The sequence below is a fragment of the Rhodococcus sp. Leaf247 genome (assembly GCF_001426185.1).
Classification (GTDB): Bacteria; Actinomycetota; Actinomycetes; order Mycobacteriales; family Mycobacteriaceae; genus Rhodococcoides.
On record NZ_LMRP01000003.1, the window covers coordinates 298299 to 320841 of the forward strand.

Here is a 22543-nt window from a genome sequence, read left to right on the forward strand (position 1 = left end):
AGGCGTACCTGATCGCACGTCTCCCGCGCGATAGGGTGCATCCGTGCAGACACACGAGATCCGCCGTCGTTTCCTCGACCATTTCGAGAAGCTGGGACACACCCCCGTGCCCAGTGCTTCCCTGGTTCTCGACGACCCGAATCTGCTGTTCATCAATGCCGGCATGGTCCAGTTCGTGCCCTACTTCCTCGGCCAGCGCACGCCGCCGTTCTCCCGCGCGACGAGCGTCCAGAAGTGTGTGCGGACCGGCGACATCGAGAACGTCGGCGTGACGACGCGTCACAACACGTTCTTCCAGATGGCCGGCAATTTCTCGTTCGGTGACTACTTCAAGCGCGAGGTCATCGGCTTCGCCTGGACGCTGCTCACCTCCTCCGTGGAGGACGGCGGATACGGCTTCGACCCCGAACGCATCTGGGCCACCGCCTATCTCGACGACGACGAGGCGATCCAGATCTGGAAGGACGTCGCCGGACTGCCGGAGGAGCGGATCCAGCGGCGCGGCATGGCGGACAACTACTGGTCGATGGGAATCCCCGGCCCGTGCGGCCCCTGCTCGGAGATCTACTACGACCGCGGCCCCGAATTCGGCAAGGAGGGTGGCCCCGAGGCGGACGAGGACCGCTACATCGAGATCTGGAACCTCGTCTTCATGCAGAACGAGCGCGGCCAGGGCACGAGCAAGGACGACTTCGAGATCCTCGGACCGCTGCCGCGCAAGAACATCGACACCGGTATGGGTGTCGAGCGCGTCGCCTTCCTGCTGCAAGACGTCGACAACGTCTACGAAACCGACCTCGTGCGGCCCGTCATCACCGAGGCGGAAGCGCTGTCCGGGCGTCGATACGGAGAGAACCACGAGGCGGACGTCCGTTTCCGCGTGATCGCCGACCACGCCCGCACCGCCGTCATGCTCATCGCCGACGGCGTTACTCCCGGTAACGACGGTCGCGGCTACGTGCTGCGCCGATTGCTGCGGCGAATCGTCCGCAGCGCACGGCTGCTGGGCGCGGAGGACCCGTCGATGGCGCGGTTCGTCACCGTCGTCCGGGACACGATGGCCGAGTCGTACCCCGAACTCGTCGCCGACTTCGATCGCATCGAGTCCGTCGCGGTGGGCGAGGAGCGGGCATTCCTGTCGACTCTGAGCTCGGGATCGCGACTGTTCGAGAACGCCGCTCAGGCCGTCACAGCGTCGGGTGGCACCAGGATCGGGGGCGACGAGGCCTTCGTCCTGCACGACACCTACGGATTCCCCATCGACCTCACGCTGGAGATGGCGTCGGAAGCCGGCCTCGAGGTGGACGAGGCCGGGTTCCGCACGCTCATGGCGGAGCAGCGCAACCGCGCGAAGGCCGACGCCCGGGCGCGCAAGCACGCACACACCGACCTGTCGGTGTACAAGGAATTCGTCGACCGCGGCCCCACGGAGTTCACCGGCTTCGACGAACTCGACTCCGAGGCAACGATTCTCGCGATCATCTCCGGGGGAGTCCGGGTACCGACCGCAGCAGCGGGGGAGAAGGTCGAGGTCATCCTGGATCGCAGTCCGCTGTACGCGGAGTCGGGTGGCCAGCTCGCGGACATCGGAACGCTCACCGCGCCCGGCGTTTCCGTCACCGTCGGCGACGTGCAGAAGATCGCGAAGACCGTCTGGGTGCACAAGGTGACCGTCGACGAGGGTCAGCTCACCGAGGGTGACGTCGTCGTCGCACACGTCGACCAGCAGTGGCGCCGCGGTGCGACCCAGGGTCACTCCGGAACGCACATGGTGCACGGCGCGCTCCGACAGATCCTCGGGCCCAACGCGGTCCAGGCCGGATCGCTCAACAAGCCGGGCTACCTGCGGTTCGACTTCACCTACCAGGGCGCACTGTCGGAGTCGCAGCGCAACGACATCGAAGCCGTCACCAACGACGCCGTCGGTGCGGACTTCGCGGTGAACACCTTCGTCACCGACCTCGACGACGCCAAGGCCATGGGCGCGATGGCGCTCTTCGGGGAGAACTACGGCGACGAGGTACGCGTCGTGGAGATCGGCGGACCGTTCTCGATGGAACTGTGCGGCGGTACCCACGTGCAGCACTCGTCGCAGATCGGCCCGGTCACGATCCTCGGTGAATCGTCCGTCGGATCCGGTGTGCGTCGGGTCGAGGCCTTCGTCGGCCTCGACTCCTACAAGTACCTGGCCAAGGAACGTGCGCTTCTCGCCGGCATCGCCTCGTCCCTCAAGGTGCCCACCGAGGAGGTGCCCGCCCGCATCGAGACACTCGTCGAACGACTTCGTGTCGCCGAGAAGGAGCTCGACGCGACCCGCGCGGCCGCGGTCCTGTCCTCGGCCGGTTCCTTCGTCGACAAGGCCCGCCGCATCGGCTCCGTGCTGGTCGTCGCGGAACCCGCGCCCGCCGGCGTGAGTGCCGCCGATCTGCGCACCCTCGTCGGTGACGTCCGTGGGCGTTTCGGAACGCAACCGGCGCTGGTCGCGCTGTTCGGGGACACCGACGGCAGGGTTCCGTTCGTCGTCTCGGCGACCAAGGCGGCTCAGGAACTCGGCATCGAGGCCGGGAAGTTGGTGGCTGCCTTCGGGCCCAGCATCGGTGGGCGCGGAGGTGGCAAAGCGGACACCGCGCAGGGTGCAGGGTCGGACGCGTCGGGCATCCCCGCGGCGATCGAGGCACTGACGGCCCGGGTCACCGAGATCGCCGGGGACTCCTGACGGTGACGGGTGACGAACCCGACCGCCCCGGCGCGGACGACCCCGGTCGCGGCCGTCGATTGGCGGTCGACGTGGGGTCCGTCCGAGTAGGTGTCGCGTCCTGCGACCCCGACGGCACCATGGCGACCCCCGTCGAGACCGTGGCTCGCTCGTCGAAGACGCACTCCGATTCCGACGACGTGCAGCGCATCGTGGCGTTGGCCGAGGAGTACGAGGCCGTCGAGATCATCGTCGGGCTGCCGCGGACGCTGCGCGGCGAACGGGGGGCCGCAGCGAAGCTGGCCGTCCGATTTGCCCGAGTCCTGCAGCGTGCGCTGCCGTCGGTGCCGGTGCGCCTGTCCGACGAACGTTTGACTACCGTGAGTGCCGCGCGTGGTCTTCGCGACAGCGGAATCCGCGCAAAGGACCAACGGTCCATGATCGACCAGGCGGCGGCAGTCGCGATCCTGCAAGGATGGCTCGACGAACGTCGTCGTGTTCTGACGCAGACGCGGAACGACGACGGTGTGAACGAGGGAGGGGCAACGGTGCCCGAGGAACGCAGCAGTGGTCCGGAGTCGACGCAGTGAGCGATCACGATCGCCCGCATCGTCGTGGACGGCGAGACGAGTGGGACACCGATCAGCTCGACCTCCCGGTGGACGATCTCCGACGCACGCCGCTCGGCGAGGCGAGTCGCGCCGGCACGGGCTCGGGGCGCGCCCGTCCCAGCCGCGTAGCCGAGGCGGGCGGCACCAGTCGCGCAGCCTCCCGTCGCGACCGTGCTGCACGCAACCGCAAGCGTCGTTCGCGCATCATCGGGGTCCTCGGAGCCGTGGTGCTCCTCGGGCTCGTCGCCGTGGGAGGGGTGTGGGGAGTGTCGAAGGTGTTCGGCGGTGACGCCGCGCAGGCCGAGGACTATCCGGGCCCCGGTGGCGCCGCAGTCGTCGTCGAGGTCAACCCCGGTGACACAGCTCAGGAGATCTCGACCGCGATGGCGGACAAGGACGTGACGGCCAGTTCCGCCGCGTTCTACGAAGCCGCCGTGCAGAACACGGCCATGAACGCTGTACAGCCCGGCTTCTACCGGCTGCAGTCCCAGATGACCGCGGCCGACGCCGTCGCCACGCTCGTCGATCCGACCTCCCGCGTCGGTCAGATCCAGATCGCGGAGGGTCGGCAGCTCCACGACTCGACCGACGTCAACACCGGTGCGCTCCGTAAAGGCATCTACACTCTGATCTCCGAGGCCAGTTGTGCTGTCGGAGAGGGCATTCCGTGTGTGAGCTACGACGACCTGAACCTGGCCGGAGCCGGTGAGGACCCGTCGGCACTCGGTGTCGCCGACTGGGCCACCGACGCGGTTCGCCAGGTTCCGGATCGGGACCGTCAGCTCGAGGGCCTCATCGCCGCGGGCACGTTCAACTTCGATCCCAGTGCGTCTCCCACCGACATCATCCGTCAGCTGGTGTCCGAGAGCGCCACCGTGTACGAGGACACCGGCCTTCTCGACGCCGGTGCGACATCGGGTCTCGATCCGTACCAGGTGCTTGTCGCGTCGTCGTTGATCGAGCGTGAAGCGCTGCCCCAGGACTTCGCGAAGGTCGCCAGGGTCATCCTGAACCGCCTCGCCATCGGCCAGCGTCTCGAGTTCGACTCCACCGTCAACTACTCGCTGGACACCACCGAGGTGGCCACGACGGACGACGACCGTGCGCGCGTCACGCCGTGGAACACCTATGCCAAGGAAGGCCTGCCGGCGACGCCGATCTGCTCGCCCGGTGTGGGAGCAGTGCAGGCAGCGGAAGCGCCCGAGGCCGGGAACTGGCTCTACTTCGTCACCATCAACGCGGCGGGGGAAACGCTGTTCACGGACGACTACCAGGTGCACCTGGACAACATCACGAAGGTCGAGGGCGGATTCCTCGACAGCGGCCGGTGACCTCGGACGATCGCCGAGCGGCGGTCCTGGGATCGCCGATCGAGCATTCGAAGTCGCCGATCCTGCACGGAGCGGCCTATGCGGCACTCGGCCTGTCGGGATGGACCTACGACCGGATCGAGTGCACCGCCGAGCAGCTCCCCGGCCTGGTGAGCGGTCTCGGTCCCGAATGGGTGGGGTTGTCGGTGACGATGCCGAACAAGTTCGCCGCCCTCGAGTTCGCCACGGAACGCACGGAACGAGCAGAGATCGTCGGATCGGCGAACACGCTCGTCAGGGTTTCGTCCGGGTGGCGGGCGGACTGCACCGATGTCGACGGTGTCACCGGAGCACTCGCCGACGCCGGTCTGACGGACCTGACCGGACGGACCGCGGTCGTGGTCGGCGCCGGTGGAACCGCCAGGCCGGCATTGGTGGCGCTGGCGTCGCTCGGAGCTCGGTCGGTGCGGGTGATCGCCCGCGACGAGAGCAGGGCACAGGGTGCGATCGCGTGCGGTCACGCCGTGGGACTCGACGTCGTGTGGGTCGGCTTCGACGAAGCGGCGATCTCCACCGCCGTGTCGGACTGCGCTGCGGTGGTGTCCACGGTTCCCGCGGACGGCGCCGCGCCCTTCGCCGAGGCGCTGTCCGCGGCGCCGCTCCTGCTGGACGCGATCTACGACCCGTGGCCGACCCCGCTTGCCGACGCCGTCACGCGCGCCGGGGGAGTCGTGGTCGGGGGTCTGTCGATGTTGCTGAACCAGGCGTTCGGTCAGGTGGAACAGTTCACCGGAATGCCGGCACCTCGTCGGGACATGGCGGAGGCGCTCGCAGCGGCTGTCTGACGGACGGACCGGCGGTAGTCCGACCTGTGGCGTTTCCGCTCCTCTCGGGGCAGTGCTGCGCGGGATCCCGCCGAAACCTCGTGCGAGGGGAGCAGAAACACCACTCGCGAGTTATCCACAGGCACCCTCTCGGCGAGGTGGTTCACCGGATCGCTCGTGCGAGAGTCGCCCGATGACTGTCGCGTGTGTCGCACTGATCGGCTTCGGGGCGGGCTGGTTCGCTCCGACCGTCGTCGCGCAGTGGATCGGGTCGGCCGGCAAAGCGGCGGCGTTGGTGTGTGCGGTGGCTTGCGCTGCGGTGTTCGCCGTCGCCTGCGTCGTGCGATCCGGTGACGCGTTCGCCGCGATCGGCTACTGGTGCGTCTGCCTCTCGCTCGTCGACTACTCGTGCCGCCGGCTGCCCGACATGCTGACGCTGACCGGCGCCGGGGCCGTTCTGGCCGCTGCGGTGTGGGACGGATTCTTCGTCGCGGCGCTGGTCGGAGGTGGACTACTGGTCGCGATGTACGTCGCGGTGTATCTGGTGAGCAGAGGCGGCGTCGGATTCGGCGACGTCAAACTCGCCCTCCCACTGGGTGCGTTCGCGGCGTCGGCCGGGGGCAGCAGCTGGTCGGCGGCCGCAATGCTGGCGCCGACGGCTACCGCAGTGCTGGGGGTTGCCGGTTCCGGAGCCGGCCGAGGCTCGTCGGGCCCCGTCGATCGTGCTGTTCCGCACGGCCCGTCGATGTGCGCGGCGACCCTGGTGGCGTGGGTGAGCGTCGGCTCGTGAAAAGATCGAGCCGTGCTGCGATGGATCACTGCCGGAGAATCTCACGGCCCTGCCCTGGTGTCGATCATCGAGGGCATGGTGGCCGGAGTCGAGGTGACCTCCGAGGACATAGGAGCTCAGCTCGCACGTCGACGCCTGGGCTACGGCCGCGGTGCGCGGATGAAGTTCGAGGCCGACAAGGTCACCGTCATCGGTGGTGTCCGCCACGGGTCGACGTTGGGTGGCCCGGTCGCCATCGAGATCGGCAACACCGAGTGGCCCAAGTGGGAGACGGTGATGGCCGCGGATCCCGTCGACCCTGCTGTCCTCGCAGACCTGGCGCGTAACGCTCCGCTCACCCGTCCTCGCCCCGGCCACGCGGACTACTCGGGAATGCTCAAGTACGGCTTCGACGATGCACGTCCGGTCCTCGAGCGGGCCAGTGCCCGTGAGACGGCGGCGCGTGTCGCCGTGGGTACGGTCGCGCGACAGTTCCTCAAGCAGGTGCTCGGCGTCGACGTTCTCTCCCACGTCATCTCCATCGGTGCCTCCGACCCGTACGAGGGGCCGGAGCCGTCCGCCGGTGACCTCGAGGCGATCGACGCTAGCCCGGTCCGCGCATTCGACGCGGTGGCCGAGCAGTCGATGATCTCCGAGATCGAAGCGGCCAAGCGTGACGGCGACACCCTCGGCGGCATCGTCGAGGTCGTCGTCCACGGTCTGCCCGTCGGACTCGGATCCTTCGTCAGCGGTGACAGCAAGCTCGACGCCCAGCTCGCGGCAGCGCTGATGGGCATCCAGGCCATCAAGGGCGTCGAGGTCGGCGACGGCTTCGAGACCGCCCGCCGCCGCGGCAGCGCGGCCCACGACGAGATCCTGCCCGGACCCGACGGCATCGTCCGCAGCACCAACCGTGCGGGCGGTATCGAGGGTGGCATGACCAACGGCGCCCCCTTGCGTGTCCGTGCGGCGATGAAGCCCATCTCGACGGTGCCGCGTGCCCTGTCGACGGTGGACATGTCGACCGGCGAGGGCGCGGTGGCCATCCACCAGCGCAGCGACGTCTGCGCTGTCCCCGCGGCCGGTGTGGTCGCCGAGACCATGGTCGCGCTCGTGCTCGCCCGGGCCACGCTGGAGAAGTTCGGTGGCGACTCCGTCTCCGAGACCGCCGGCAACGTCGCTCGCTACATCGAGAACGCGCACGCTCGACCACCCCGATGACCGGGGAGGCCGGAGGCCGGCCGGATGTGCCCGGGGAGGCCGGAGGCCGGCCGCATGTTCCCGGTGAGGCCGGGCAGCCTGTCGTGCCGCGGGCTGTCCTGATCGGTCCGCCGGGTGCCGGAAAATCCACCATCGGCCGTCGGTTGGCTCGTGCGCTGGGCACCGATGTCTACGACACCGATGTGGCGATCGAACGTGAGACCGGCCGTACCATCCCGCAGATCTTCGCCGAAGACGGCGAGGCGGAGTTCCGTGCGATCGAGGAACGCGTCGTCATCGAGGCGCTGAGGTCGTACCCGGGCATCGTGTCGCTCGGTGGAGGCGCCATCCTGTCGTCGCGGACCCGCGACGCACTACGGGGGCACACCGTGGTGTACCTCGAGATCAGCATCGGCGAGGGCCTGAGGCGGACCGGAGCCACCACTGCCTCCGCGACGCGTCCGCTTCTCGCGGGTGCGGATCCCCGTGCGAAGTACCGAGAACTGATGCGCATCCGTCGGCCGTTGTACCGGGCGGTGGCTACGCATCGCATCCGGACCGACGGTCGCAGCCCGGCCCGCGTCGTCACCACCGTGCTGGGTCGTCTCGGTGTGTCGTCGGTGGACCGTGCGGATACCGCACCCACCCCGCCCACCCGCTCGACGCCGCGCCGTCGGATCAGGCGTAAGGGTGGTCGACCGATTCCGACGGATCCTCGGACGCCACCGCCGAGTGCGGCACGACCGACCGGATCCCGCCCCCCGCACGACCCGCCATCAACCGAGGAGAAGCGCTCGTGACAGAACCCGTACGCATCGATGTCCGGACGGCGAACCCGTATCCGGTGATCATCGGCCGCGGTCTGCTGACCGAGTTGGTCGAACAACTCGACGGCACCCGCACCGTTGCCATCTTCCATCAGCCGCCGCTCGCCGAGACCGCCGAGGCGGTCCGGGCGGCATTGGCGGACAAGGGGATCGACGCCCATCGCATCGAGATCCCGGACGCAGAGGACGGCAAGGATCTCGCGGTGGCCGGCTTCTGCTGGGAAGTGCTGGGGCGCATCGGCCTCACCCGCAGTGACGCCGTCGTCAGCCTGGGCGGCGGCGCCGCGACGGACCTCGCGGGGTTCGTGGCCGCGACCTGGATGCGCGGAGTCCGCATCGTCCACGTGCCGACGACGCTGCTGGCGATGGTCGACGCCGCGGTGGGTGGAAAGACCGGCATCAACACCGACGCGGGCAAGAACCTGGTCGGGTCGTTCCACGAACCGGCCGCCGTCCTGGTCGATCTGGTGACGTTGGAAACTGTGCCCCACAACGAGATCGTCGCGGGGCTGGCCGAGGTGATCAAGACGGGGTTCATCGCGGATCCGGTGATCCTCGACCTGATCGAGGCCGATCCCGCAGCGGCGCTCGATCCGAAGGGCGATGTCCTGCCGGAACTGATTCGTCGATCCATCGAGGTGAAGGCGCGCGTCGTCGCGGCGGACCTGCGTGAATCGAATCTGCGCGAGATCCTGAACTACGGCCACACGTTGGGGCACGCGATCGAGCGCCGTGAGAAGTACAAGTGGCGTCACGGTGCCGCTGTGTCGGTGGGTCTGGTGTTCGCCGCCGAACTCGGCCGACTCGCGGGCCGACTGTCGGACGCCGTCGCCGACCGCCACCGGACGGTCCTGCAGTCCGTGGGTCTGCCGGTGACGTACGACCCGGACGCGTTCTCCCATCTCCTGTCGGGAATGCAGACGGACAAGAAGAACCGGAACGGTCTGCTGCGCTTCGTCGTGCTGGACGACCTGGCCAAGCCGGGGCGCCTCGAGGGGCCGGACCCGGCCTTGCTGGCGGCGGCCTACTCGGCGATCGCTCGCGAGGACGGTCCGTCCACCGCCTCGGTCTTCCTCTGACTTGCCGATACACAGACCCGACGGTCCACAGACCCCGAACAGAAAGACACCCCGACCGGAATGCCGGTCGGGGTGTCTTCGCTCTGCACGCTCTACTTGGGTTCCTGCCACGCCGATCGCTGCTGGTCGCCCTTCGACAGGTTCGGCCCCTGCGAGGACGAACGCTGGTCGCCGACGGGCGCGAAGACCTCGGTGTCGGCATCGGACTCACCGCGACGGCTCGCTGCACCGGCAGGGGCGCCGGCGCCGACACGCTCACGGCTGTCGTCGGACTTCTCCGTCTTGCCGGGGCGAAGGTTCTCGGACTTCTTGTCCCCGCGGCCCGCGAGCCAGCGGCCGGTGGTGACCGCGATGACGGCCGGAACGAAGACCAGCAGGATGGTGAAGGCGGCCCCGGACGTCAGTTCGAAGAAGATGGTGTTGCTGCTCACCGCGATGTTCGCGACAGCAGTGAAGAGCCACGAGACCAGCCCGGCGAGAAGGCCCGCGACGATGGAGGCCTTCAACCACAGCATGGTGAAGTCGGTGCGGTTGTCGCCGTCCTCACCGCGCCGGTGCGAGGAGATTCCGTCGATTCCGCCCCACACGAAGGCGATGAGAATCACCGCGACCAGTGTGATCATCCGCAGAACGGACCCCTGCGACGGCCATGAGCTCACCGCCAGCGCCAGCAGCACTCGCGCCACCACATGAACCAGCGCCATCCCCACACCACGTACAACCCACCCAGTCATGCTGCACACAGTAATCACCACCGCCGCGGCCATGTGTGTCTGCCCACATATTCGTCTCCCGCGGGGCGCTCCGGGCGGAACGGTGATCGGTCAGTAAGTTCGAAGGATGTCTTCTCCCGACCGCGTCGCACGACGCGATGCCCTTCGCGAACTGGTCCGCGAGCGCGAGGTCGACGCGCTGCTGGTGACCGATCTGCTGAACATCCGGTACCTGACGGGGTTCACCGGCAGCAACGCCTCTCTCCTGATCGACACGCACGATTCGGCGTCGGACGAGTCGGGGACGGTCCTGTGCACCGACGGTCGGTACGTCACCCAGATCGGCGAGCAGGTCCCCGATCTCCGGGCCGTCATCGATCGGGCCGGTCCGACGCGTCTGCTGCAGGACGCCCTGGACGGCCGGGCCGCGGGGGACCGCGCGCTCACCGTCGGCTTCGAGTCGCACGTGGTGTCCGTGGACGAGCACCAGTCGTGGACGGACGCGGCAGCAGGCGTCGAGCTTCGTCGACTCCCGCGTCTGGTGGAGAAGCTGCGGGTGGTCAAGGACGAGTCGGAGATCGACTCGCTGCGCGCTGCCTGCGGCGTTGCCGACGCGGCTCTGGCAGCCCTGATCGAACGTGGCGGCATCTCGGCGGGACGTACGGAGAAGCAGGTCGCGACCGATCTCGAGTTCCTGATGATCGAACTCGGTGCGGACGCCATCTCCTTCGAGACGATCGTCGCGGCCGGCGCCAACTCGGCGGTGCCCCATCACCGTCCGACGCGGGCCGTTCTCCAGCAGGGTGATCTGGTGAAACTCGACTTCGGTGCGACCGTGGACGGGTACCACTCGGACATGACGCGGACCTACGTTCTGGGCGAGCCCGCGGACTGGCAGCGTGAGCTGTACGACCTGGTCGCCCGCTCCCAGGCGGCCGGACGTGACGCTGTCGCGCCGGGCGCCGACGTGCAGGCCGTCGACGGAGCGGCGCGGTCCGTGATCGTCGCGGCCGGCCACGGCGACAAGTTCCTGCACGGCCTCGGCCACGGCGTGGGGCTCGAGATCCACGAAGCGCCGGGAATCGGTGCGACATCCACCGGTACACTGCTCTGCGGTGCAGCGGTGACGGTCGAGCCCGGCGTGTACTTCTCCGGTCGCGGAGGCGTACGGATCGAGGACACGCTCATCGTCCGAGAGGGCGAGCCGGAGTTGCTCACACTCACCGGCAAAGAGTTCACCGTTCTGTAGGCCTCTCGCGGGGCCTCGCGGGAACTTCAACGAACGACACGCACAACCGACATGACAGAGGAGACGCGAAGCAAGTGGCTTCCACCAGTGATTTCAAGAACGGTCTTGTGCTCAGCATCGAGAACCAGCTGTGGTCCATCATCGAGTTCCAGCACGTCAAGCCCGGCAAGGGTCCGGCCTTCGTGCGCACCAAGCTCAAGAACGTGACGTCCGGCAAGGTCGTCGACAAGACGTTCAATGCGGGCGTGAAGGTCGAGACCGCGACGGTCGACCGACGCGACATGACGTACCTGTACCACGACGGCACCGACTTCGTGTTCATGGACGGCGACACGTTCGATCAGATCTCGGTGGCCGAGGCCACCATCGGCGAGGTCTCGCGTTTCCTGCTCGAGAACATGAAGGTCCAGGTCGCGATGCACGAGGGTGTGCCGCTCTACGTCGAGCTCCCCGTCACCGTCGAGCTGATCGTGCAGCACACGGACCCGGGCCTGCAGGGCGACCGCTCCACGGGTGGCACCAAGCCGGCCACGCTCGAGACCGGCGCGGAGATCAACGTCCCGCTGTTCATCAACACCGGCGACAAGCTGAAGGTCGACTCGCGTGACGGCAACTACCTCGGGCGCGTGAATTCCTGAGTGAGCGAGACTGCTGGTACTCCGGACCGGTCCGCGGGCGCGGGCAAGCCGGCGACGAAGAAACTTGGCGCGCGTCACAAGGCGCGTAAGCGCGCCGTCGACTTCTTGTTCGAGGCCGAGGCGCGGGATCTCGATCCCGTGACTCTGGCGACCGAGCGGAGCGAGCTGTCCGCCCACGAGGAGACGGTGGCCCCGGTCAACGCCTACACTACGACTCTGGTGACGGGTGTCGCGGAGAACCTGGACCGTGTCGACTCGGTGATCGGTGATCACCTGCATCAGTGGACTCTGGCGAGGCTTCCCGCCGTCGACCGCGCGATTCTGCGGGTCGCGGTGTGGGAGCTGCTCAACGCCACCGATGTGCCTCCGGTCGTGGCGGTGGACGAGGCGGTCGAACTGGCCAAGCAGCTGTCCACCGACGATTCGCCGTCCTTCGTGAACGGTGTTCTGGGGCAGATCGTGCTGGTTGCTCCGCAGGTCCGTGCCGCCGCCGCAGCCAGGCCCGCCTCCGAGCGGGCAGCCGTCACCACCGACGACGTGACGGATACCACCGACGACGACGCCCGGCCGAGCACCTCGAGCTGAGTCGAGGGCCGGTCGCATTGCTATGCTGATCGCGCAAGATTTCCTTTAACGATCCGTCCAGTGAGGCGGAGAAGGAGGTCACCCACTCTCGTGTCCTCAGACGAGCCAGGTACCCCACCCCAGCCCCGGGAACTGTTGTCGTCGGCAGACGTCGGCCGCACGGTCGCCCGGATGGCCCATCAGATCATCGAGAAGACCGCGTACGGCTCGCCCGACGCCGCGCCTCTCGTGTTGATCGGCATTCCGACACGCGGATCAATTCTGGCCACGCGGTTGGCGGATCGGATCGAGGAGTTCTCCGGAACCCGTCCTCCGGTCGGATCCCTGGATATCACGCTCTACCGCGACGACCTGCGGAGCAAGCCGCACCGCGCCCTCGAGCGCACGTCCGTCCCCGATACGGGTGTCGACGGCGCCCTCGTCGTGATCGTCGACGACGTCCTCTTCTCGGGTCGCTCGGTCCGCGCCGCGCTGGACGCGCTCCGCGACCTCGGTCGTCCCCGCGCTGTCCAGTTGGCCGTGTTGATCGACCGTGGACACCGCGAGCTTCCGCTTCGGGCCGACTACGTCGGCAAGAACGTGCCGACGGCGCGCACCGAGGATGTCTCGGTACTGCTCGACGAGCACGACGGCCGAGACGGGGTGCAGATCTCGTGACCACGAGGCACCTGTTGTCGACGATGGATCTGAGCCGCAGCGATGCGACCGACATCCTCGACGAGGCGGAGCGGTTCGAACAGGCACTGCTGGGACGCGACGTCCGCAAGCTGCCGACGTTGCGCGGCAAGACGGTGATGACCGTCTTCTACGAGAACTCGACACGCACACGCGTGTCCTTCGAGGTCGCGGGCAAGTGGATGAGTGCCGACGTCATCAACGTCAGCGCGAGCAGTTCGTCCGCGTCCAAGGGCGAATCCCTGCGGGACACGGCGTTGACGCTGCGCGCGGCGGGTGCGGATGCTCTGATCGTCCGCCATCCCGCGTCGGGTGCGGCGCATCGCATCGCGCAATGGACCGCGCTTCCCGACGGTTCCGGACCGGCCGTGATCAACGCCGGTGACGGCACCCACGAACATCCGACGCAAGCACTGCTGGACGCGTTGACATTGCGTCAGCGCCTCGGCGGGATCGAGGGCCGTCGCATCGCGATCGTCGGCGACGTGCTGCACAGTCGCGTCGCACGGTCCAACGCCTTCCTGTTGGCGACGCTGGGCGCGGACGTCATCGTGGTCGCGCCGAGGACTCTGCTGCCGGTCGGCATCGAGACGTGGCCCGTGACGGTCGCGTCGTCACTCGACGCCGAACTGCCCGCCCTCGACGCCGTCATGATGCTGCGTGTCCAGGCCGAGCGGATGAACGGCGGTTTCTTCCCGTCGGCCCGCGAGTACTCCATCGGCTACGGGCTGTCCCAGAAGCGGTTCGACATGCTCCCGAGTCACGCGGTGGTGCTGCACCCGGGTCCGATGCTGCGCGGAATGGAGATCGGTTTCTCCGTCGCCGACGCGCCGGAAACCGCTGTCCTCCAACAAGTCCAGAATGGAGTCCACGTGCGCATGGCCGTGCTGTTCCGTCTCCTCATCGGGTCCGACGTCTCGGGCACGACCGCATCGGGGGTGTCGTGATGAGCGGCTCCGTGATCATCCGGGACGTGCGACCGTACGGCCAGGGCGAGCCGGTCGACGTGCTCATCACCGACGGAATCGTCGACGCCATCGGTGCCGACCTGTCCGCACCCGACGACGCCGAGGTGGTCGAGGGCGGTGGGGGAGTTCTCCTGCCGGGCTTCGTCGACCTGCATACGCACGTCCGTGAACCGGGACGCGAGGACACCGAGACGATCGAGACCGGTTCCGCGGCAGCAGCACTCGGCGGATACACCGCCATCTTCGCGATGGCGAACACGTCGCCGGTAGCGGATTCGGTCGTCGTCACCGACCACGTGTGGCGACGCGGACAGGAAGTCGGCCTCGTCGACGTGCACCCCGTCGGTGCCGTGACGGTAGGTCTGAAAGGCACCGCCCTCGCGGAGATGGCGACCATGAACGCCGGGGTCGGCGCCGTGCGGATGTTCTCCGACGACGGGCACTGCGTCGCGGATCCGCTGCTCATGCGGCGTGCGCTCGAGTACTCGGCCGGCCTTGGCGTGCTCATCGCGCAGCATGCGGAGGAACCTCGACTCACCGAAGGCGCTGTCGCACACGAGGGTCCGACTGCCGCGCGGCTGGGGCTGGCCGGGTGGCCTCGTTCGGCGGAGGAATCCATCGTCGCGCGCGACGCCATCCTGGCTCGTGATGCGCGAGCGCGCGTCCACATCTGCCACGCGTCCACCGCCGGCACCGTCGAACTTCTCGACTGGGCGAAGAAGCAGGGAATCTCGATCACCGCCGAGGTCACCCCGCATCACCTGTTCCTCGACGACTCCCGCCTCGAGACGTACGACGCGGTGAACAAGGTGAACCCCCCACTGCGCGAGAGCAGCGATGTCGACGCGCTGCGCAGGGCCTTGGCCTCGGGCGTCGTCGACTGCGTCGCCACGGACCATGCGCCGCATGCGGAGCAGGACAAGTGCTGCGAATTCTCGCAGGCGCGTCCGGGCATGCTCGGACTCGAGACGGCGTTGTCCATCGTGGCATCGACGATGGTCGAGACCGGTCTGCTCGACTGGCGCGGCGTCGCGAGGGTCATGAGCGAGCGTCCCGCGGAGATCGTGGGACTGACCGATCAGGGCCGGCCCATCGCCGTGGGGGAGCCGGCCAACCTGACCGTCGTCGATCCCGACGTCCGGTGGACGGTCGACTCGCGCGCCCTGGCGTCGTTGTCGTCGAACACCCCGTTCGAGGCACTCGAACTGCCTGCCAAGGTCACCGCAACCCTGTTGCGTGGCCGCATCACCAGCCGCGACGGTGTCGCCGCTGCTCCTTCAGGAGGCGCGAACTAGATGGACAGAGTGTTGCTGGTCGCCGGATTCCTGGTGTTCTGGGCCGCGATGATCGCCCTCATCCTGTGGGGGTGGAGAAACCGCCAGAAGCGTCAGAGCGACGCGATCGGTGAGCTTCCGAGCGCACCGGACGCCCTCGGCGACGTTCGCGTGGCGTCCTGCACCGGCCTCTACGTCGGCTCGACGCTGGCTCCGAGCTGGCAGAACCGCATCGCTGTCGGTGACATCGGCCATCGCGCCACCGGAACCCTCACGCGGTACGAGACGGGCATCCTCCTCGAACGTCACGGGGAGACCGACATCTGGATGCCGCAGGACGCCCTGCGGGCGATACGCACCGAGCGCGGGCTGGCCGGGAAGGTCATGACCAAGGACGGCCTGCTGGTCGTGCGATGGGAACTGCCCACCGGCACCGAGATCGACACCGGCTTCCGAGCCGACGACAAATCCGTCTACCCCGACTGGGTCGACGACACCACTTTCAGCAGCGAAGACGAGAAGGAGACCGCGTGAGCACTCAGGACGCTGCGGCATTGGTCCTCGAGGACGGGCGGGTCTTCCGCGGAACCGCGTTCGGGTCCCGGGGTTCCACCCTGGGCGAGGCCGTGTTCTGCACCGGGATGACCGGCTACCAGGAGACACTGACCGACCCCAGCTACCACCGGCAGATCGTCGTGGCCACCGCGCCGCAGATCGGCAACACGGGGTGGAACGGCGAGGACAACGAGTCCGTCGGACCGACAGGAGAGGCCGACGACTCGAAGATCTGGGTCGCCGGATTCGCGATCCGGGACGTCAGTCGACGCAGCTCGAGCTGGCGGTCCAGCGGAACCCTCGGCGACGAGATGGAGCGACAGAACGTCGTCGGCATCGCCGAGATCGACACCCGCGCCGTGGTGCGCCATCTCCGCACCCGCGGGTCGATGAAAGCGGGCATCTTCTCCGGTGACGCCCTCACCGACGTCGACTCCCTCGTCGCGACGGTGCGCGACCAGCCGAGCATGGCGGGCGCCGACCTCGCCGGCGAGGTCAGTACCGACACCGGGTACACCGTCGAGCCGGTGGGCGAGGCGCGCTACTCCGTCGTCGCCGTCGACCTCGGCATCAAGTCCAACACCCCCAGAATGTTCGCCCAGCGCGGTATCCGTGTGCACGTCGTTCCGGCGTACGCCGACATCGATCGGGTGCGCGCGCTCGGTGCGGACGGGGTGTTCCTGTCCAACGGGCCGGGTGACCCCGCGACCGCCGACTCCGTCGTGCGGCTCACCGAGCAGGTGCTGGGAGACGGAACACCGCTGTTCGGTATCTGCTTCGGCAACCAGATCCTCGGTCGCGCCCTCGGCCGCAGCACCTACAAGATGACCTTCGGACACCGCGGCATGAACATCCCGGTGATCGAACACGGCACCGGCCGCATCTCGATCACCGCGCAGAACCACGGCTTCGCGCTCGAAGGCGAGGCAGGGGAGGAGTTCGACACCCCGTTCGGACGCGCCGTGGTCAGCCACACGTGCGCCAACGACGGCGTCGTCGAAGGTGTCCGCCTGCTCGACGACTCGGCCTTCTCGGTGCAGTACCACCCCGAGGCCGCGGCCGGTCCGCACGACGCCGAGTACCTCTTCGACCGTTTCCTGCAGCTCCTCGACAAGAAAGCCGGCCAGTAATGCCACGGCGCACAGACCTCCAGCACATCCTGGTCATCGGATCGGGACCCATCGTCATCGGCCAGGCCTGCGAGTTCGACTACTCGGGCACCCAGGCCTGCCGCGTGCTGCGCGAGGAGGGGCTACGAGTCAGCCTCGTCAATTCGAACCCCGCGACGATCATGACCGACCCGGAATTCGCGGACGCCACCTACGTCGAGCCCATCACCGCGGAATTCGTGGAGAAGGTCATCGCGAAGGAGAAGGCGGAAGGTCACCCGATCGACGCCGTCCTCGCGACTCTCGGCGGACAGACCGCGCTGAACTGTGCGGTCGCATTGCACGAGCAGGGCATCCTCGAGAAGTACGACGTCGAGCTCATCGGCGCCGACTTCGAGGCCATCCAGCGCGGCGAGGACCGGCAGAAGTTCAAGGACATCGTCGCGAAGGTCGGCGGCGAGAGCGCACGCTCGCGCGTCTGCTACACGATGGACGAGGTTCACGACACCGTCGCCGAACTCGGCCTCCCCGTCGTCATCCGCCCCAGCTTCACCATGGGCGGTCTCGGTTCCGGCATGGCGTACACGACGGAGGATCTCGACCGCCTCGCCGGCGGCGGCCTCGCGGCGTCGCCGTCGGCCAACGTGCTCATCGAGGAGTCCATCTACGGTTGGAAGGAATTCGAACTCGAGCTGATGCGCGACAACCGCGACAACGTCGTCATCGTCTGCTCCATCGAGAACGTCGATCCCATGGGCGTGCACACCGGCGACTCGATGACTGTCGCGCCGGCCATGACGCTCACCGACCGCGAGTACCAGACGATGCGCGACCTCGGCATCGCCATTCTCCGCGAGGTCGGGGTGGACACGGGTGGCTGCAACATCCAGTTCGCGATCGACCCGAAGGACGGTCGCCTGATCGTCATCGAGATGAACCCGCGTGTCTCCCGGTCCAGCGCCCTCGCGTCGAAGGCCACCGGCTTCCCGATCGCGAAGATCGCGGCGAAGTTGGCCGTCGGCTACTCGCTCGACGAGATCGTCAACGACATCACGGGCGAGACTCCGGCATGCTTCGAACCCACGCTGGACTACGTCGTCGTCAAGGCGCCCCGCTTCGCCTTCGAGAAGTTCCCCGGCGCGGACCCCACGCTGACCACCACCATGAAGTCGGTCGGTGAGGCGATGAGCCTGGGCCGCAACTTCTCCGAGGCGCTCGGCAAGGTTCTCCGGTCCCTCGAGACCAAGGCCGCCGGCTTCTGGACACTGTCGGACGACGTGCTGGCGGGGGATCGCGCGCGCGATCTCGACGCCGTGCTCGCCGATCTGAAGGTTCCGACCGAGGGACGCATCTACGACGCGGAACTGGCCCTGCGCCTCGGCGGCACCGTCGAGGAGGTCGCCGCCGCGTCAGGGATCGACCCCTGGTTCGTCGACGAGATCGCCGGTCTGGTCGAGCTGCGAGGTCGCCTGCTCGACGCCCCTGTTCTGGACGAGAACCTGCTCCGCCGCGCCAAGCACTCCGGACTGTCCGACGGGCAGATCGCCGCACTGCGTCCCGAGCTGGCCGGTGAGGACGGCGTGCGGTCGCTGCGGCACCGCCTGGGCGTGCGGCCGGTGTTCAAGACCGTCGACACCTGCGCAGCCGAGTTCGAGGCCAGGACGCCGTACCACTACTCGACGTACGAGCTCGATCCCGGCGCCGAGTCCGAGGTGGCGCCGCAGACCGAGCGCGGCAAGGTGCTCATCCTCGGCTCGGGCCCCAACCGCATCGGACAGGGCATCGAGTTCGACTACTCGTGCGTCCACGCTGCGACGACACTGTCCGCGGCCGGGTTCGAGACCGTCATGGTCAACTGCAATCCCGAGACCGTCTCCACCGACTACGACACTGCCGACCGTCTGTACTTCGAGCCCCTGACGTTCGAGGACGTGCTCGAGGTCTATCTCGCGGAGAAGGAGTCCGGCGAGGGCGGACCGGGAGTCGTCGGCGTGCTGTGCCAGTTGGGCGGTCAGACCCCGCTGGGTCTCGCGCAGCGCCTGCAGGACGCCGGTGTGCCCATCGTCGGAACGTCGCCCGAGGCGATCGACCTGGCCGAGGACCGCAAGGCCTTCGGCGAGGTCCTCGTCGCGGCGGGGCTTCCCGCGCCGAAGTTCGGTACCGCCACCACCTTCGAGGGCGCCAAGCGCATCGCCGGTGAGATCGGCTACCCGGTGCTGGTCCGCCCGTCGTACGTCCTGGGTGGGCGCGGCATGGAGATCGTCTACGACGAGGCGTCGCTGGACGACTACATCTCGCGTGCCACCGAGCTGACACCCGAGCACCCGGTCCTGGTGGACCGGTTCCTCGAGGACGCCATCGAGATCGACGTGGATGCGCTGTGCGACGGCACCGAGGTGTACCTCGGCGGAGTCATGGAGCACATCGAGGAGGCCGGCATCCACTCCGGCGACTCGGCGTGCGCGCTGCCGCCGATCACGCTGGGTCGGACCGACATCGACGCGGTCCGCCGCTCGACGGAGGCGCTGGCGTTCGGCATCGGCGTCCGCGGACTCCTGAACGTCCAGTACGCGCTCAAGGACGACATCCTGTACGTGCTCGAGGCCAACCCGCGCGCCAGCCGAACGGTCCCGTTCGTCTCCAAGGCGACGGCGGTGCCGCTGGCCAAGGCTGCCGCGCGCATCGCGCTGGGAGCGACCATCGCCGAACTGCGTGCCGACGGTGTGCTGCCCGCGACGGGCGACGGCGGGCACTCCTCGTTCGACGCTCCCGTGGCCGTCAAGGAAGCGGTGCTGCCGTTCAACCGGTTCCGCAAGGCCGACGGGAGCGGTGTCGACACCCTGCTCAGCCCGGAGATGAAGTCGACCGGCGAGGTCATGGGTATCGACGCCGACTTCGGTACCGCGTTCGCGAAGTCACAGACCGCCGCCTACGGCTCGCTGCCGACGACGGGGTCGATCTTCGTCTCGATCGCCAACCGCGACAAGCGGTCGATGGTGTTCCCCGTCAAGCGACTCGCGGATCTGGGTTTCCGGATCCTCGCGACCGAGGGCACCGCAGAGATGCTGCGGCGCAACGGAATCCGTAGCGACGTCGTGCGCAAGCACTCGGACGTGCTGGCCGAGGGCGAGCGCACCATCGTCGATCTCATCCGCGAGGGCGAGGTGGACATGGTGTTCAACACACCGTTCGGCAACTCCGGGCCCCGCGTCGACGGCTACGAGATCCGCAGTGCCGCGGTGGCGCGCAACATCCCGTGCATCACCACCGTGCAGGGCGCCGCGGCCGCGGTGCAGGGCATCGAGGCGAGCATCCGGGGCGACATCGGTGTGCAGTCGTTGCAGGACCTGCATCGGACTCTGTCGACGTACGAGCGCGCCGGGACCGGACCGTCGGCGACGACCGAGCCGGTCACGGCCCGGTGACTCCGGCGACGCCCGTCGGCGGCGTCTGGCGTTCGCGTCTGACGGCCGCCGTCCGGGCGCGAGGCCGACTGTGCGTCGGCATCGATCCGCACGCAGCGATGCTCGACTCGTGGGGTCTCGACGACTCGGTCGACGGGCTCGAGCGATTCTCACGGATCTGCGTGGAGGCGTTCGCCGACGACATCGGCGTCGTCAAGCCGCAGGTGGCGTTCTTCGAGCGGTTCGGGTCCGGCGGATTCGCCGTACTCGAGCGCACGATCGCCGATCTGCGCTCGGCGGGTGTGCTGGTGATCGCCGACGCCAAGCGCGGCGACATCGGCAGTACCTCCGAGGCATACGCGCGGGCATGGCTCGAACCGTCGTCACCTCTCGCGTCGGACGCAGTCACGGTCTCGCCCTACCTCGGGGTCGGTGCGCTGTCCCCGTTCGTGGAGCAGGCTGCTGAGCACGGCTGCGGGCTGTTCGTGCTCGCGCGGACGTCCAATCCCGACGGCGCGGGCCTGCAACGGGCCGTCACGGACGGCGGAGCCAGCGTCGGGCAGTCCGTCGTGGACGAGGCCGTGGTGGTGAACACCCGCCTGAACGACGACGTCATGGGCCTCGTGGTCGGCGCGACACGCGGACACGGGCTCGATCTCGAGAATTTTTCGGGGCCGATTCTGGCGCCGGGTCTCGGCGCCCAGGGGGCGACGGCGGCGGAATTGCCGGGCTTGTTCGGCGGATCGTCAGAGTTGTTGTTGCCCAACTCTTCCCGCGACGTGCTTCGGCACGGACCCGACGTCGCGGAATTGCGGGACGCGGCGAGACGGGTGCGCGAGCAGGTCGAGGACGCGCTCGCCTAGCCCACCGCCGGACCGACACGGCCGCGGGGGGCGGGTTCGCAATCGGCGCCCTCCGACGGGTACGGTCGCTATCGCCGCTGGTCAATCCGGTGGCAGTGACTGGATCCACCAGAACAAGTGATGCATGCCACACCGTGGCGCAGCACGAACGCACAAGAGATTCACCGACGAGACGGAGGAACCGTGGCCCTTCCCCAGTTGACCGACGAGCAGCGCGCTGCTGCTTTGCAGAAGGCGGCAGCTGCACGTCGTGCCAGGGCTGAGCTCAAGGAGCGCCTCAAGCGCGGCGGCACCGACCTGAAGCAGGTACTCAAGGATGCCGAGACGGACGAGATTCTCGGCAAGATGAAGGTGTCCGCACTGCTCGAGGCCCTGCCGAAGGTTGGCAAGGTCAAGGCTCAGGAGATCATGACCGAGCTCGAGATCGCGCCGACGCGCCGCCTGCGTGGCTTGGGCGACCGTCAGCGCAAGGCGCTTCTCGCCAGGTTCGATTTCGAAGCCTGACGAGGACCGTGTCGACAGATAACGAGTCGACGGCAGTGTCGAGCGACAACACGTCGTTCAGGAGGGGTCGGCTGGTAGTACTGGCCGGCCCTTCCGCCGTCGGTAAGTCCAGTGTGGTCGCGAAGGTGCGCGAGCAGCTTCCCGATCTGTACTTCAGCGTGTCGGCGACGACACGCGCACCCCGACCCGGTGAAATCCATGGCCGGGACTACCGGTTCGTCGACTCCGCCGAGTTCGATCGCATGATCGCCGACGGAGAGCTGCTCGAGTGGGCCGAGATCCATCGCGGACTGCATCGCAGCGGCACTCCCGCCGCGCCGGTGCGCGACGCTCTCGCCACCGGTGAACCCGTTCTGCTCGAGGTCGATCTCCAAGGTGCGCGGGCAGTTCGAGCCGCAGCACCGGAGGCGCTGCTGGTCTTCATGGCACCGCCGTCCTGGGAGACCCTGGTGGGTCGACTGACCGGACGGGGCACCGAACCGCAGGACGTCATCGAGCGCAGACTCGAGACGGCGCGCGAGGAATTGGCGGCTCAGAGCGAGTTCGACACGGTCATCGTCAACGACGATGTCGAGCGGGCTTGCGCCGAGTTGGTATCCTTGTTGGTCGGTGGCGCTCCGGACGCTTAGTTCGGGGCCGTCACCCACGGAAGTCGTTCAGTTTTCATGTCCGGAGCATCCGCCCCGGTCAA

The 22543-nt window shown here is 68.1% G+C and carries 20 protein-coding genes and 1 pseudogene; 20 read left to right on the top strand and 1 reads right to left on the bottom strand.

All coding sequences use genetic code 11. The features are described from left to right. Positions 1-43: 43 nt before the first annotated feature. From alaS to aroB, 8 genes and pseudogenes are all read left to right on the top strand, one after another. Positions 44-2716 carry an alanine--tRNA ligase gene (alaS, locus tag ASG64_RS16730; RefSeq protein WP_056074722.1) on the top strand — a complete coding sequence of 891 codons (2673 nt, stop codon included), beginning with the start codon at positions 44-46 and terminating at the stop codon, positions 2714-2716. Beyond that, on the top strand, positions 2713-3285 hold the full coding sequence (gene ruvX, locus ASG64_RS16735; protein ID WP_156388445.1) for a Holliday junction resolvase RuvX: 573 nt from the start codon (positions 2713-2715) through the stop codon (positions 3283-3285). The genes alaS and ruvX overlap by 4 nt, the downstream gene beginning before the upstream one ends. Continuing rightward, entirely contained in the window at positions 3282-4637 is a 1356-nt protein-coding gene (locus tag ASG64_RS16740; RefSeq protein ID WP_056074726.1) for an endolytic transglycosylase MltG, read from the top strand. Before ruvX ends, ASG64_RS16740 begins: the two co-directional genes overlap by 4 nt. Continuing rightward, complete coding sequence (locus tag ASG64_RS16745; RefSeq protein ID WP_056074728.1) at positions 4634-5461, top strand: shikimate dehydrogenase; 828 nt, start codon at positions 4634-4636, stop codon at positions 5459-5461. Before ASG64_RS16740 ends, ASG64_RS16745 begins: the two co-directional genes overlap by 4 nt. Positions 5462-5633: 172 nt before the next feature. After that, positions 5634-6230, top strand: coding sequence for a prepilin peptidase (locus tag ASG64_RS16750; protein ID WP_056074731.1), 597 nt, complete (start codon positions 5634-5636; stop codon positions 6228-6230). 12 nt (positions 6231-6242) lie between these two features. Next, positions 6243-7430, top strand: coding sequence for a chorismate synthase (gene aroC / locus ASG64_RS16755; RefSeq protein ID WP_042574631.1), 1188 nt, complete (start codon positions 6243-6245; stop codon positions 7428-7430). Beyond that, positions 7427-8017, top strand: a pseudogene (locus ASG64_RS16760) (shikimate kinase); the annotation flags it as partial. The gene aroC and the pseudogene ASG64_RS16760, both read left to right, overlap by 4 nt. Before the next feature lie 188 nt (positions 8018-8205). Next, a complete protein-coding gene (gene aroB, locus ASG64_RS16765) occupies positions 8206-9315 on the top strand; it encodes a 3-dehydroquinate synthase (RefSeq protein ID WP_042574630.1) in 1110 nt (369 codons plus the stop codon). A 92-nt stretch (positions 9316-9407) separates the two neighbouring features. On the opposite strand, the gene ASG64_RS16770 is transcribed toward aroB, so the two are convergent. Continuing rightward, positions 9408-10049: a B-4DMT family transporter gene (locus ASG64_RS16770; protein ID WP_156388446.1), complete on the bottom strand. Its 642-nt coding sequence runs from the start codon at positions 10047-10049 to the stop codon at positions 9408-9410. A 106-nt stretch (positions 10050-10155) separates the two neighbouring features. Between ASG64_RS16770 and ASG64_RS16775 the strand changes: the two genes are divergently transcribed. The 12 genes from ASG64_RS16775 (at position 10156) to gmk (ending at position 22481) form a co-directional block, all read left to right on the top strand. Next, positions 10156-11277, top strand: coding sequence for a M24 family metallopeptidase (locus ASG64_RS16775; RefSeq protein WP_056074733.1), 1122 nt, complete (start codon positions 10156-10158; stop codon positions 11275-11277). 74 nt (positions 11278-11351) lie between these two features. After that, entirely contained in the window at positions 11352-11915 is a 564-nt protein-coding gene (gene efp / locus ASG64_RS16780) for an elongation factor P (RefSeq protein WP_042574628.1), read from the top strand. Then, a complete protein-coding gene (gene nusB, locus ASG64_RS16785; protein WP_056074735.1) occupies positions 11916-12500 on the top strand; it encodes a transcription antitermination factor NusB in 585 nt (194 codons plus the stop codon). A 90-nt stretch (positions 12501-12590) separates the two neighbouring features. Next, a complete protein-coding gene (pyrR, locus tag ASG64_RS16790; protein ID WP_042574626.1) occupies positions 12591-13157 on the top strand; it encodes a bifunctional pyr operon transcriptional regulator/uracil phosphoribosyltransferase PyrR in 567 nt (188 codons plus the stop codon). Then, on the top strand, positions 13154-14122 hold the full coding sequence (locus ASG64_RS16795; protein ID WP_268793338.1) for an aspartate carbamoyltransferase catalytic subunit: 969 nt from the start codon (positions 13154-13156) through the stop codon (positions 14120-14122). Before pyrR ends, ASG64_RS16795 begins: the two co-directional genes overlap by 4 nt. Beyond that, a complete protein-coding gene (locus ASG64_RS16800; protein ID WP_056074737.1) occupies positions 14122-15438 on the top strand; it encodes a dihydroorotase in 1317 nt (438 codons plus the stop codon). Before ASG64_RS16795 ends, ASG64_RS16800 begins: the two co-directional genes overlap by 1 nt. Continuing rightward, entirely contained in the window at positions 15439-15951 is a 513-nt protein-coding gene (locus ASG64_RS16805) for a PH-like domain-containing protein (protein ID WP_056074739.1), read from the top strand. Beyond that, entirely contained in the window at positions 15948-17102 is a 1155-nt protein-coding gene (carA, locus tag ASG64_RS16810) for a glutamine-hydrolyzing carbamoyl-phosphate synthase small subunit (protein ID WP_056074741.1), read from the top strand. The genes ASG64_RS16805 and carA overlap by 4 nt, the downstream gene beginning before the upstream one ends. Then, positions 17102-20506 (top strand): carbamoyl-phosphate synthase large subunit, encoded by a 3405-nt coding sequence (gene carB, locus ASG64_RS16815; RefSeq protein WP_042574622.1) that lies wholly within the window; start codon positions 17102-17104, stop codon positions 20504-20506. The genes carA and carB overlap by 1 nt, the downstream gene beginning before the upstream one ends. Then, complete coding sequence (pyrF, locus tag ASG64_RS16820; protein WP_042574621.1) at positions 20503-21348, top strand: orotidine-5'-phosphate decarboxylase; 846 nt, start codon at positions 20503-20505, stop codon at positions 21346-21348. The genes carB and pyrF overlap by 4 nt, the downstream gene beginning before the upstream one ends. A gap of 183 nt (positions 21349-21531) precedes the next feature. Next, positions 21532-21852 carry an integration host factor, actinobacterial type gene (gene mihF, locus ASG64_RS16825; protein ID WP_042574620.1) on the top strand — a complete coding sequence of 107 codons (321 nt, stop codon included), beginning with the start codon at positions 21532-21534 and terminating at the stop codon, positions 21850-21852. A 35-nt stretch (positions 21853-21887) separates the two neighbouring features. Next, positions 21888-22481, top strand: a complete 594-nt coding sequence (gmk, locus tag ASG64_RS16830; protein ID WP_042574619.1) for a guanylate kinase — start codon at positions 21888-21890, stop codon at positions 22479-22481. Positions 22482-22543: the final 62 nt, after the last annotated feature.